General features: G+C 47.2%; 11 protein-coding genes. All 11 read right to left on the bottom strand.

Translation table 11 applies throughout. The features are described 5' to 3' along the window. Positions 1–31 precede the first annotated feature (31 nt). Positions 32–811 (bottom strand): GTP-sensing pleiotropic transcriptional regulator CodY, encoded by a 780-nt coding sequence (gene codY / locus N288_RS09020; protein ID WP_009795909.1) that lies wholly within the window; start codon positions 809–811, stop codon positions 32–34. Positions 812–927: 116 nt separating this feature from the next. After that, positions 928–2334, bottom strand: a complete 1407-nt coding sequence (gene hslU, locus N288_RS09015; protein ID WP_009795910.1) for an HslU--HslV peptidase ATPase subunit — start codon at positions 2332–2334, stop codon at positions 928–930. Positions 2335–2445: 111 nt separating this feature from the next. Continuing rightward, the gene (gene hslV / locus N288_RS09010; protein ID WP_009795911.1) at positions 2446–2988 is read right to left on the bottom strand and encodes an ATP-dependent protease subunit HslV; all 543 of its coding nucleotides are present in this window, start codon (positions 2986–2988) and stop codon (positions 2446–2448) included. Between the two features lie 22 nt (positions 2989–3010). Beyond that, on the bottom strand, positions 3011–3913 hold the full coding sequence (gene xerC, locus N288_RS09005) for a tyrosine recombinase XerC (protein ID WP_035403504.1): 903 nt from the start codon (positions 3911–3913) through the stop codon (positions 3011–3013). Between the two features lie 62 nt (positions 3914–3975). Continuing rightward, a complete protein-coding gene (gene trmFO / locus N288_RS09000) occupies positions 3976–5283 on the bottom strand; it encodes an FADH(2)-oxidizing methylenetetrahydrofolate--tRNA-(uracil(54)-C(5))-methyltransferase TrmFO (protein ID WP_009795913.1) in 1308 nt (435 codons plus the stop codon). 231 nt (positions 5284–5514) lie between these two features. Next, on the bottom strand, positions 5515–7590 hold the full coding sequence (topA, locus tag N288_RS08995; RefSeq protein ID WP_009795914.1) for a type I DNA topoisomerase: 2076 nt from the start codon (positions 7588–7590) through the stop codon (positions 5515–5517). A 456-nt stretch (positions 7591–8046) separates the two neighbouring features. Further along, complete coding sequence (dprA, locus tag N288_RS08990; RefSeq protein WP_009795916.1) at positions 8047–8892, bottom strand: DNA-processing protein DprA; 846 nt, start codon at positions 8890–8892, stop codon at positions 8047–8049. 96 nt (positions 8893–8988) lie between these two features. Continuing rightward, positions 8989–9891, bottom strand: a complete 903-nt coding sequence (gene sucD, locus N288_RS08985) for a succinate--CoA ligase subunit alpha (protein ID WP_009795917.1) — start codon at positions 9889–9891, stop codon at positions 8989–8991. Positions 9892–9907: 16 nt separating this feature from the next. Beyond that, complete coding sequence (gene sucC / locus N288_RS08980) at positions 9908–11068, bottom strand: ADP-forming succinate--CoA ligase subunit beta (protein ID WP_009795918.1); 1161 nt, start codon at positions 11066–11068, stop codon at positions 9908–9910. A 326-nt stretch (positions 11069–11394) separates the two neighbouring features. Continuing rightward, on the bottom strand, positions 11395–11694 hold the full coding sequence (locus N288_RS08975; protein ID WP_009795919.1) for an EscU/YscU/HrcU family type III secretion system export apparatus switch protein: 300 nt from the start codon (positions 11692–11694) through the stop codon (positions 11395–11397). Next, positions 11691–13568 carry a hypothetical protein gene (locus N288_RS24270; protein ID WP_009795920.1) on the bottom strand — a complete coding sequence of 626 codons (1878 nt, stop codon included), beginning with the start codon at positions 13566–13568 and terminating at the stop codon, positions 11691–11693. The genes N288_RS08975 and N288_RS24270 overlap by 4 nt, the downstream gene beginning before the upstream one ends. Positions 13569–13577 lie beyond the last annotated feature (9 nt).

Here is a 13577-nt window from a genome sequence, read left to right as displayed (position 1 = left end):
GTTTCTTCAGAAACAGGTTTTTTGTGAGATATCAGCTTGTTTTCAGTTTTTCCAGTTCGACGAGGAACTTATCGTTCAGGACTTTAATATAGGTTCCCTTCATGCCGAGTGAACGCGATTCAATGACTCCTGCGCTCTCCAGCTTTCTCAATGCGTTTACGATGACAGAACGCGTAATTCCGACTCTGTCGGCAATTTTTGAAGCAACAAGCAGGCCTTCTTTGCCGTTAAGCTCTTCAAAGATATGCTCGATCGCTTCCAGCTCGCTGTATGAAAGGGAGCTGATAGCCATTTGTACAACAGCCTTGCTGCGTGCCTCTTCCTCGATCTCCTCCGCTTTTTCACGCAGGATTTCCATACCGACAACTGTTGCACCGTATTCGCCAAGAATCAGATCATCGTCATGGAACTGCTCCTGAAGCCTTGCGAGGATCAGCGTACCTAGGCGCTCTCCGCCCCCGATGATTGGTACGATCGTTGTCAGACCGTTCTTAAACAGCTCCTTGTTTTCAACAGGGAAAGCAGTATAATCGCTTTCTACATCAAGATTTGAAGACGTCTCCTGGATATTGAACAGGCTCTTGGTGTATTCTTCAGGGAATTGACGGTCTTCAAGCATTTTTTTCATGCGCTCATTTTCGATCTGCTGGTTTACTGCAAAGCCAAGCAGCTTTCCGCGGCGGCTTACCACAAAGATATTCGCTTCGATCACTTCACTAAGCGTCTCGGCCATTTCTTTGAAGTTTACCGGTTTTCCGGCAGCTTTCTGCAGCATTGCATTAATTTTTCTTGTTTTCGTTAATAAATCCATTGTTCTTCCTCCTATTGGCTGTGACACACTGCTTATTAAATGATATAACCTGTGTTCATCCCTTAGTGGCATTGGTACGTATGTGTTTGTTGTACCCTAACACCTTTTTGTTAAAACTATAAGATAAACTGGCTCAGGTCTTTATTGCGGGAGATGGCACCAAGTTTCTCCTCAACATACTGAGGGGTGATGGTCACCTTGCCCATTGAAATTTCCGGTGCTTCGAAAGACAGATCCTCAAGCAGTTTCTCAAGGATTGTATGAAGTCTTCTTGCGCCGATATTGTCTGTATTCTGATTAACCTCGTATGCCACTTCAGCGATTCTACGAATAGCATCGTCAGAAAATTCAATTTGTATACCTTCTGTTTCCAATAATGCAGTATATTGTTTTGTCAGTGCATTATCAGGTTCAACCAAAATTTTATAAAAATCTTCGACTGTCAGCTTTGTCAGCTCTACCCGGATCGGGAATCTCCCCTGAAGTTCCGGTATCAAGTCAGACGGCTTGGCGATATGGAATGCCCCTGCTGCCATGAAAAGGACATGATCTGTTTTGACAGAGCCGTATTTCGTAACGACCGTTGAGCCTTCAACAATAGGAAGGATATCACGCTGTACGCCTTCCCTTGATACATCAGCATTTGATCCTCCGCTTGATTTGCTGGCGATCTTATCAATTTCGTCAATGAAAATGATGCCGCTCTGCTCTGCCCTGAAGACAGCTTCCTGGGTCACTTCATCCATATCGATCAGCTTTTGTGCTTCTTCATTCGAAAGGACTTTGCGCGCTTCCCGGACAGTCAGCTTGCGCTTCTTCCTTTTCTTTGGCATAAGTCCGCTCAGCGCATCCTGCATATTCATGCCCATCTGCTCCATTCCGGAGCCTTGAAGCATATCAAACATGGACGGCTGCTGCTCTTCGACCTCGACGGTGATCAATTCATTTTCAAGCTCGCCCATAGCGAGCTTTTCCCTGGCGATCTTCCGTTTTTCTGTAAGGCTGTAATCCTCCGCTGGTTCATTTTCCTGATCCTGCTGGCCGCCTCCGCCGCCAAACAGCATTTCCAGCGGATTTTTGTAGGAAGCTGCTTTTTTGCCTGAAGGGACGAGCATATCTACAATGCGGCGGTTCGCATTCTCTTCTGCCCTTTCTTTCACGCTTTGCATTTTTTCTTCCTTTACAAGGCGGACCGATGTCTCCACCAGATCACGCACCATTGACTCTACATCACGGCCAACATAGCCGACTTCTGTAAATTTCGTGGCTTCGACCTTTACAAATGGAGCACCGACAAGCTTAGCCATCCTGCGGGCAATTTCCGTCTTCCCTACACCGGTTGGTCCGATCATCAGGATATTCTTCGGGCTGATTTCATCGCGGATAGCTTCCTCGAGCAGGCCGCGGCGGTAGCGGTTCCTTAAAGCAACTGCCACTGCTTTCTTTGCATCTTTCTGTCCAATGATATATTGGTCAAGCCGTTCAACAATTTGTCTGGGTGTTAAATTTGTACTTAAGCTCATATTCAGCACTCCTTTGTATTAGCCGGCCAAGACGATCAAGCCTGTGGCGTCAGCCTCAAATTTCAGGCGCCTGCCCCGCAAACGGAATATCCGCTGCAGGGGAGCAGCCTTCTACAGCTCTTCCACTATTATATTTTCGTTCGTATATACACAGATTTCAGCTGCCACCTCAAGCGAAGACCTGGCGATTTCCTTTGCTGTCAGGTGTTCCCCTGCATATTTTTTCAGGGACCTTCCAGCAGCCAGCGCATAGTTGCCGCCTGAACCGATTGCCAATATCCCGTCATCAGGTTCAATCACTTCCCCGGTCCCGGAAATGAGAAGAAGATCTGATTCGTTCATGACAATAAGCATGGCTTCGAGCTTTCTCAGGACCTTATCGCTTCTCCACTCTTTCGCAAGCTCAACGGCCGCCCTTTGCAGGTTTCCATTATACTCCTCAAGCCTGCTTTCAAACAATTCGAACAGGGTGAATGCATCCGCCACCGATCCTGCGAAGCCTGCAATCACTTTTCCGTTGAACAATTTCCTGACTTTTCTTGCTGTATGCTTCATGACGACAGCATTTCCGAATGTGACCTGGCCATCCCCTGCCATGGCGCACTTCCCGTTATGCTGTACGGCAAAAATAGTTGTAGCATGAAATTGAGACATTGATTATTCCTCCTTTTGGAGCTTATGCCCGCGGGTGGGTGTTCAAATAGGTCTTGCGCAAATATTCATTTGTAACATGTGTATATACCTGGGTGGATGAAAGGAAGGCATGCCCCAGGAGCTCCTGTACAGTCCTCATATCAGCACCATTCGATAAAAGATGCGTAGCAAAGGAGTGCCGAAGCATATGCGGGTGAATAGTGCCTTCCAAAGAAGATTTCTGGATCATTTTATTTAATATTTCCCGGATGCCCCGCGGTGTCAGGGGGCCGCCCCGGAAATTGACAAATAGTCTGTCATGGCTTTCCCTGCCTGTTAACAGTTCTTTTCTGCCTTCAGTTATGTATAGCTCCAAAGCATCCTGTGCGAAGCTTCCGAAAGGGATATACCTGTCCTTCTGCCCTTTCCCATGCACCAGCACAGTCGATAAAGCCATATCGATGTCCTTCAGGCTGATCTGGCTGCATTCACTGACCCGCATGCCTGTGGCATACAGAAGTTCAAGGAGAGCCTTATTCCTTTTTCCAAGGGGGCTATCTGTTTCACAGCTTTCAAAAAGGCAGTTCAGTTCTTCTTCATAAAAAAATTCAGGCAGCCTTTTTTCCAGTTTCGGGAGCGAAACGGCAGAAAAAGGGTTGTCATTTGCCAGTTTCTCTCTTGCCAGAAACTTATAAAAGCTTCTGAGGCTGGATATTTTGCGGGCTGCCGATTTCCTGGAAAGCTTTTGCTCGTATAACCTGGTCAAATAAAGCCTGACATCAAAATATTCAACATCATTAACTGATTGAATGGCTTGTTCAGACATGAACAAGAAAAACTCTTTAATATCATGCTGGTAGTGTTCAATAGTATATTGTGAATAATTTCTTTCTATTTGTAAATATTCAATAAATGATTGTAACGAATCGTTCACATTTGGGCTCAAAATGATTCACCTCACAAGAGCTACTAAATAGTATCACAATTTAGTAGCCCATGCAATAAAATTTACATATTTTTCACAAAGTTCTGAATTGTTTCCAGCGCTCTGTTAGCATGCTGTTCATTGCGCTCCTGTTTGCCTTTGATCTTAACCGGCAGTTCAGGGAACAGTCCGAAATTGGCATTCATCGGCTGGAAGTTTTTAGAGTTTGTTGTCGTGATATATCTTGCCATGCTGCCGATGGCCGTTTCATGAGGGAATTCCAGAAGTTCTTTGCCCTCTGCCAGCCTGGCTGCGTTGATGCCTGCGATCAGGCCGCTAGCTGCCGATTCCACATATCCTTCCACACCTGTCATCTGCCCGGCAAAGAACAGGCCGTCACGGTTTCTGAATTGATAGGTTGCCTCGAGCACTTTCGGCGAGTTGATGAAAGTATTGCGGTGCATGACGCCATAGCGTACAATCTCTGCTTCTTCCAATCCCGGAATCAGCCTCAGCACTTCCTTTTGCGGGCCCCATTTCAGATGCGTTTGGAAACCTACTATATTATAAAGAGTTCCTGCCGCATCATCCTGCCTCAGCTGGACAACTGCATACGGGCGCTTGCCTGTCCGCGGGTCTTCCAGGCCTACCGGCTTCATCGGCCCAAACAGCATGGTTTTCTTTCCCCTGTTTGCCATCACCTCGATCGGCATGCATCCTTCAAAGAAAATCTCTTTTTCGAATTCTTTCAATGGGACCGTCTCGGCACTGATCAGGGCGTTATAGAATGTTTCAAATTCTTCTTCTGTCATCGGACAGTTGATATATGCTGCTTCCCCTTTATCATATCTTGATTTAAGGTAAGCCTTTTCCATGTTGATGCTGTCTTTTTCAATGATAGGCGCTGCTGCATCATAAAAATATAAATGATCCTCGCCTGTCAGCTCCTTCAGCTGCTTGGACAGTGACTCACTCGTTAGGGGACCGGTTGCAATGACAGTGATCCCCTCTGGAATTTCAGTCACTTCTTCATTCATCACGGTTACATTCGGATGGTTCCTGACCTGCTCTGTTACCTTTCCGGCGAATTCATGCCGGTCGACTGCCAGTGCTCCTCCTGCCGGTACGGCACATGCATCAGCCGAATTGATGATAACAGAGTCAAGCATCCTCATTTCCTCTTTCAGTACGCCAACCGCGTTTGTCAGGTTGTTGGCCCGGAGAGAATTGCTGCAGACCAGCTCGGCAAATTTATCTGTATGATGGGCCGGGGTCTGTTTTACAGGCCTCATTTCATACAGATTTACCTTTATTCCTCTTTTCGCGATCTGCCAGGCCGCTTCACTTCCGGCAAGCCCCGCCCCGATAACATTGATTGCTGCTTCTTTCATTTTACGAACCTCCAGGTATACTTATGAATAGTTAAACTGGTTTATTGATCCAGCCGGACTTCTTATCTCTTTTAAAGGGCCTGTCCAATCTTTAATTTTGTTCCCAAAATGGACGGCATTCATTCATATCCAATCTGCATTGTACAATACGTATGAAAAATAAAAAAGTTTCATGCATTGCACTGCCATATTTTCCCGCGAAACAGAAAAGAGTGAGCATAAAGCCCACCCTTAGCCTTGCTTTTCTTCTTTATAGTCACATTCAATGCATTGAACCTGGACGCCCTTTTTAAGCTTTTTCTCAACCAGGACATTATCGCATTTCGGACACTGTCTGGCAAGCGGTTTATCCCATGAGATGAATTCGCATTCCGGGAACCGGTCGCAGCCGTAGAAGATGCGGCGTTTTTTACTTTTTCTTTCTATTATATTCCCCTCTTTGCAGTTCGGGCATTTCACACCGATTTCTTTCACAATCGCTTTTGTGTTCCTGCATTCAGGGAAATTCGAGCAGGCCATAAACTTGCCGTAGCGCCCCATTTTATAAACCATTTCATGTCCGCATTTTTCACAATCTTCTCCTGCGGGCTCATCCTTTATTTCTACTTCCTGCATTTCTTTTTCGGCTTTGTCCAGATGCTTCTCGAAATCTTTGTAGAATTCTTCGATGATATTCTTCCAATTTTCTTTGCCGTCTTCTACATCATCAAGATCCTGCTCCATCTTGGCCGTAAACTCGACATCCAATATTTCCGGGAAAAATTCGAGAATCAATTCCAGGACTATTTCTCCAAGTTCTGTAGGGATGAAGCGTTTATTATCAAGCGCTACATAGCCGCGTTTCTGAATTGTATCCAGTGTCGGGGCAAAGGTTGACGGCCTTCCGATCCCGAGCTCTTCCAGTGTCTTTACCAGCCTTGCCTCTGTATAGCGTGGCGGCGGCTGGGTGAAATGCTGCTTCGGCTCAATGTCCTTTTTCAGGACCTCATCGCCTTCCTTCAGGTCGGGGAGCATATTATCTTTTTCTTCAGCCTGATCATCGCTGCCTTCGACATAAACCTTCATAAAGCCGGGGAACTTCACTTTTGAGCCGGTGGCCCGGAAGACAACTTCCCCGTTCTTCAGATCCACACTCATTGTATCCATGATTGCGGATGCCATCTGGCTTGCCACAAAGCGTTCCCATATCAGTTTATACAGACGGAGCTGGTCTCTTGATAAAAATTCTTTAAGACTTGCCGGCTCCCGCAGGGTGCTTGTCGGCCTGATGGCTTCGTGCGCATCCTGTGCATTGGATTTCTTGGTTTCTTTCTTTTTCTCCCCAGGGAGATAGTCCTTGCCATAAGACTCTGTGATATAGCCTGCCGCCTCGGTCTGTGCGATTTCAGAGATCCGGGTCGAGTCTGTTCTCATATAGGTGATGAGACCGACCGTCCCTTCTGAACCAAGATCAATTCCCTCATACAGCTGCTGGGCAAGCATCATTGTTTTCTTAGCCCTGAAGTTTAATTTCCTGGCTGCCTCCTGCTGAAGGGAAGATGTTGTGAAGGGAGCAGCTGGATTCCGTTTCCGTTCCTTCTTCGAGACGGAAGCAACAGTGAACTTGTTCCCCTTCATCATTCCGAGGATCTCTTTTACATCCTGTTCTGATTTTAAGTCCGTCTTCTGTCCCTGCGCACTGTAGAAGGACGCTTCGAACACGGACTTTCCTTTCAGGAATTCACCATCAATTGACCAGTATTCTTCAGGGATAAATTCCTTGATTTCCTTTTCCCGGTCGATGATCAGCCGGACTGCCACTGACTGCACCCTTCCGGCGCTCAATCCTTTTTTTACTTTCTTCCATAATAAAGGGCTTATATTATAGCCGACGAGCCTGTCCAGGATCCTGCGCGCCTGCTGGGCATCCACAAGATCCATATTAATCGGCCGCGGAGTTTTAAATGATTCTTTGATGGCATCCTTTGTGATTTCATTGAAAACCACACGGCAGTCAGAATGGACATCCATGTCCAGGCTGTGCGCCAAATGCCAGGCAATGGCTTCCCCTTCGCGATCGGGGTCAGCTGCGAGATAGATTTTCTTGGCTTTCTTTGCAGCTGTTTTAAGTTCTTTCAACACAGGGCCCTTGCCGCGTATCGTGATGTATTTTGGTTCAAAGCGGTTTTCCACATCAACGCCCATCTGGCTTTTAGGGAGATCTCTTATATGCCCCATCGATGCTCTTACTTTATATTTTTTTCCCAAGTATCTTTCAATCGTCTTCGCCTTGGCAGGCGACTCAACGATCACTAAATAATCTGCCATTAAACATCCTCCTTAAGAGGGATAAGATTGGCCGCCTGCTGTCATTTGCGGGCGGGCGGCGCTGATTTTATTTTATTTTTTGTTTGATAGTCTGCAGAAGCACGGCAGCTGCAGATTCCATTTTTAAATATTTTTCATCCTGCAATCCGGCAGGGGGTGAAATATTCCATTATTATTGTCCATGCTGCTATGGGTTGTCAAATCTCTGATAGCATCATGTATGGATGGCAAAACATGGCCGGCTCGACAAGCAAACGGTTACAGCCTGTTTTGCAGCCTTTACATTGCGTCTGTTGCACAATGTATAACAGATTTTAAATAATTTCAACCTTTTTGACATAAATTTTCTAATTTCAGACTATTTTCAGCAAAAATGCACTGTGATGAATTATACAATTCAAATGCATACTTTTATGCCTTTTTTAAGAAATCTTTGTTCTGCCTAACGGGATTTTCTTAAAAATTAAGTTCTTCAAGGATCTCACTGGCATCTGCAATCAGCTTTGCGCCCTGCTGGATCCATTCATTCGTGCCTGCGGAAGCCGGGCTGAATATGCTGCCTGGCAGGGCAAACACATCCCTGCCTTCATTGACCGCATAATTTGCCGTAATCAGCGATCCGCTCTTGCTTTTTGCTTCTATTATAAAGGTCCCCTGGGAAAGCCCGCTGATGATTCTGTTCCTCATTGGGAACTGCCATCTGTCAGGCCGTGCATCAGGCGGATATTCAGAAATGACAAGATGATCTTCCATCATCCTTCTTGCCAGCCGTTCATTGGATTTTGGGTAAATATGATTAAGGCCTCCAGCAATGACACCGATCGTCCGGCCGCCGAGCGAAATGGCTGTTTCATGCGCCTCGGCATCCACTCCGGCTGCAAGGCCGCTTACGATGGTCACTCCCTTTCCCACCAAGCCCGGAAATACTTTTTTTATTGCGCTCCTGCCGTATCCTGTTATCTGCCTGGAGCCTACAACCGCAAGCTTGGGATCCAGATGCAAAAAGCTGATGTCTCCTTTTGCGTATAGCACCCAGGGAGGCTGATAAATTTCCTTAAGAAGCGGTGGATATTCAGGTTCAAATATTGTAATGCAGTGAATGCCGTATTTCTCGTATTGTCTGATTTTCTCTATCGTTTTCTCCAGGCTGCTGTTAGTCGGAAAAAAGAGTTTACGATCGGGTTCAGAGAAAGCTGCTGACAGGGAGGTTTTCATGTGGGGATCTTTCTTTAGGAAATGATAAATGCTGCTCCAGGAGCTTTTGTGATGGAGGGAGATAAATTTCAGCTTGAATTCGTCCATTTGCGGACCTCCTGATAGGATTTTTTAGAGAGGGAGTTAAAAGAAGGAGAAATAGTCCCCTTGAGGCAAGGGGACCGGAAAGTCTGATCTATAGGTTTAGTGCGTTTTGCATTCGTCGAAAAGGCCTTTTTCTTTCAGGACTTTAATCAAAGTTTCACCCATTACGGATGGAGTATCGGCAACCTGGATTCCGCATTCATTCATCACACGGATTTTTTCGTCAGCAGTGCCTTTACCTCCTGAGATGATGGCGCCGGCATGGCCCATGCGCTTCCCTGGAGGTGCAGTGCGGCCGCCGATAAAGCCGACAACAGGCTTTGTCATGTTAGCTTTTACCCACTCTGCTGCTTCTTCTTCAGCCGTTCCGCCGATTTCACCGATCATGATGACCGCTTTGGTTTCCGGATCTTCATTGAATGCTTTTAATACATCGATGAAGTTTGTTCCGTTGACAGGGTCTCCGCCGATTCCAACTGCAGTGGACTGGCCGATTCCAGCCTGTGTGAGCTGGTGGACAGCTTCATACGTCAATGTACCGGAGCGGGACACTACGCCGACATGCCCTTTTGTATGGATATATCCTGGCATGATCCCGATTTTGCACTCATCAGGTGTGATGACGCCAGGGCAGTTAGGACCTACCAGGCGGGTCTTCTTGCCTTCCATATAACGTTTCACTTTAACCATATCAAGAACAGGGATATGCTCTGTAATACAGATGGCCAGGTCGAGCTCTGCATCTACCGCCTCAAGGATGGCATCTGCAGCAAAAGCAGCAGGAACATAAATGACAGAAGCGGTTGCGCCTGTTTCTTTGACAGCTTCCTGAACTGTATTGAATACAGGTACTCCTTCCACTTCCATGCCGCCCTTGCCTGGAGTTGTGCCCCCGACGATCTGTGTGCCGTATTCCAGCATCTGCTTTGTATGGAAAAGGGCAGTTGAACCTGTTATCCCTTGAACTATTACTTTTGTATCTTTATTAATGAATACACTCACGTCAAATTCCCCTTTCTTAACCTACTAGTGAAACGATTTTTTCTGCCCCGTCACTCATGGAATCCGCTGCGATAATATCAATATCGGATTCTGCGAGAATCTTTTTGCCAAGGTCTACGTTTGTGCCTTCAAGGCGTACAACAAGCGGCACTTTCAGGCCAACCTGCTTTGCAGCCTCTACAACGCCTTCTGCAATGACGTCGCATTTCATGATTCCGCCAAAGATATTGACAAAGATTCCTTTTACATTCGGATCAGAAAGGATGATTTTGAATGCTTCCGTTACTTTCTCTGCTGTTGCACCGCCCCCAACATCAAGGAAGTTGGCAGGGTCGCCGCCGTAATGCTTGACAATATCCATTGTCGCCATTGCCAGGCCGGCACCGTTGACCATGCATCCGATGTTTCCGTCAAGGGAAATGTAGCTTAGGTCATATTTTGAAGCTTCGATTTCTTTTGGATCTTCTTCTTCCAAATCACGGTACTCAAGAATATCCTTTTGGCGGTACAGGGCATTTGAATCAAAATTAAGCTTTGCATCAAGTGCCATTACCTTGCCGTCGCCAGTGACAACAAGCGGATTGATTTCTGCAATAGAGCAGTCCTTCTCAATATAAGCATTATAAAGCGCGAGCATGAACTTTGCTGCCTGGTTGACAAGCTTGCCCGGGATATTGATATTGAAAGCGATGCGGCGCGCCTGGAAAGCTGTCAGGCCAATGACCGGATCGATTTCTTCCTTGAAAATCTTTTCTGGTGTTTTTTCAGCAACTTCTTCGATTTCTGTGCCGCCTTCTTCAGACGCCATCAGCACGACACGGGAAGTTGCACGGTCAAGCACAAGGCCGACATAATATTCTTTCTGGATATCACAGCCTTCTTCAATCAGGAGGCGCTTCACTTCTTTCCCTTCAGGGCCTGTCTGGTGCGTGACCAGTGTTTTCCCCAGGATTTCAGATGCATATGTACGTACTTCATCGAGGTTTTTCGCAACCTTGACGCCGCCCGCTTTTCCGCGTCCGCCGGCATGGATCTGCGCTTTAACTACAACTACCTCTGTGCCAAGTTCTTTGGCTGCTTCTACTGCTTCTTCAACTGTAAAAGCGACCTTTCCATTCGGAACCGTTACCCCGTATTTTCTGAGGACTTCTTTTCCCTGGTACTCATGAATATTCATTTCCCATCCTCCTATCAAACTCTTCAAAAAATAGACTGCGCTTTCATTTTATAAAATGAGCACACCCTTGTCTACAATTATGATTAAAATATTATATTTCTTTAAAAATTTTAAAATTTAAATCTATAAAAAACCCTGTAAAGTAAAGCGTTTTCATTTTTTATTTTCAAAAATTGTTTTTTCAGCATAGAAATATATTTAAGAAAGGATGATCAGTTACCCTTCGGGAGCAGGTCCTGGCCGCGGCTTTCCAAGTGAGAAAATATGACTTTGGAAAGCGCTCTTTCCTCAAAAGAGCTCTGCTGCCAAATACGAATAAGGACAGGCTATAATCCCTGCCCCCTGCTGTGCTCTCCTGCCCGGCGGTCGGCTTTATAAACAAAGGCGAAAATTTCTGCCACTGCCTGATACAGCTCCTCCGGGATATTTTCATCTATGTTCAGCTTTCCGAGCAATTCAACCAGTGACGCGTCTTCCTGAATGGGAATATTATGCTCTTTCGCTTTTTCGAGGATATTCTCGGCTGTCAGTCCCTTTCCTTTGGCCTTAACCTTAGGTGCTTCTTGTCCGTCCCTATAGGATAGGGCGACGGCTTCCTTCCTGATCTTCGGGTCCTGCTGTTTCATATTTTTATATCAACTCCGCTGTATTTCCCTGAATCGGACAATGGCTGGTACGCCATCCCTTTTGTTTGCGGCTGGGCACCGCTGCCTTTCTCGAAGACAATGGAAGAAAGCCTGTAATCCAGCTCTTCCAGCCCTTTTTTCAATCCGTCTGTAAAAGGGGCTGCCCACTCCCTGATGCGGCTGTCCCCGTTAAAGACCTTGATCTGCACGATTCTGTTCTGGACCTGGACATCGACTATCGTTTCCTTTAAATGGTCCAAGTCCAGGTAGAAAATGACGCGGCAATAGGCAGGATCGATTCTCCCATCGGCCAGCTTCCTTCCGCTCCATTGCATGGTCATTTCCGCTGTCCTGTTCCACAGCGGGACAGGCAGCTGGAATATATACTGCTGCAGCGGTCCTGTTTCTTGAGCCAATAGCTGGTGTCCCGTCAATTTATTCAGCAATTGCTCCGCAGCCTCTTTGTGCTGAATGGGAGGACCTTCCTTCAGAAACTGCAATAGCATCATTTTAAGTGATTCATTCTTCAAGCCGCTGTCATCCCCGACCGAGAGGAAGCTGAGCACTGCATGATCGTGGGAATAGCCCAGGCTTTTCAGTATGTGCGTTAGCCTGGACTGCAGCAGCCCGTCTCCGGCTGCTGCAGCCGCGGCTGATTTTGCCGAGATTTCGCCAAGCAGTACCTGCCTGGCGTCCATGCTTTTTTTTCCCTGCCCTTCTGGATCGCTTTCAGTTAATAGCTTGATGCTTTCGGACACCTTTTCAAACTCAGGCATTTGCGGATGCAAAATCCGCAGAAGCTGAATGGCTTCTGCCGGCTTCATATCTCTGCCGGCAAGCGCTGAAAAAAGCTGGCCCTTCCATGCTTCTGCAGTTCGTTCCGGCTGCAGGACAGCCGAAGCTGGGCGGCCTGCAGGATCGATATCTGCATCCGAATTCGACATAGAGGCGTTCTGTGCAGTTTTTGCCCCCTCCATCCCTTCTCCTGACTCGTTAGAGGATCTATGCATATTCCCCTGCAATCTGCCGGCAAAAGCCTTTAAGAGGTCTTCCAGGGATCCTGCAGGCCTCCCAGCCTGTCCACTGGAAACAAGAATCCGCTGAAGAAGGTCGGCCTCCTTCAGCCCTTTTGGCAGGGCGCCGGCTGCTTCCAGCAGGTGCCTGGCCCCTTCGGCACGCTTCCCGTCCTGGCTTCCCAGCCATTCTTTCACTAAGAACAAGAGTGATTCTTCCCCCTGCTTCATCTTTAATGAAGCCCCAAGATCTGCCGCCATATGAAGAAGCGCTTTCCCCGAAGTGCCCACACCAGGCTGATCCAGCAGGTCCACAAGCTCTGTGAGAAGGGCTTGGATGGGCTTTCCTCCCTGTGCAGCCATCAAAGAATCCAAAACCCTGCCTGAAACCGGCAGCTGCCTTGCCAGGGCCTGCTTGATTGCTTCAAGCTGATTCTGTGAAGGCCGGCTGCCGCCGAGCCATTCTGCAATCGCGGACAAGCCCTCTTTTGTAATCGGCAGCTGCTCTTTTACCAAAAAAGAAACCATATCAATATTCGTCTTGGCGGCTGCAAGTGCCAGCTTATTAAGCAATACTTCTTCAGCGTTCATTCCCTTTTGTGCTTCAGCACCAGGAAGAAGCCTCAGCCGCGGAGCCCCATCTCCCGGCAGGACCTGCAGCCAGTACCGCTCATTTACCGACAATGCTGTTTCAAGCTGCGCTATCACCTTCTGCCCTCCAATCATGACCTCTGCGGTCTGATTGGGATGAAGCTTAATGACCTTTGCGCTTACGATTTGCCCGGGGTTCAAGGCAAGCGGCTTAGGACCGCCGCTGTTTCTGTTCTGCAGTATTGAACCGACAATATTCAGCGGATCCATTCCTCTTCA

Source organism: Bacillus infantis NRRL B-14911 (genome assembly GCF_000473245.1).
GTDB lineage: Bacteria > Bacillota > Bacilli > Bacillales > Cytobacillaceae > Bacillus_AB > Bacillus_AB infantis.
The sequence above is the reverse complement of the archived record's forward strand: the minus strand, read 5'-3'. Positions and strand labels throughout refer to the sequence as shown.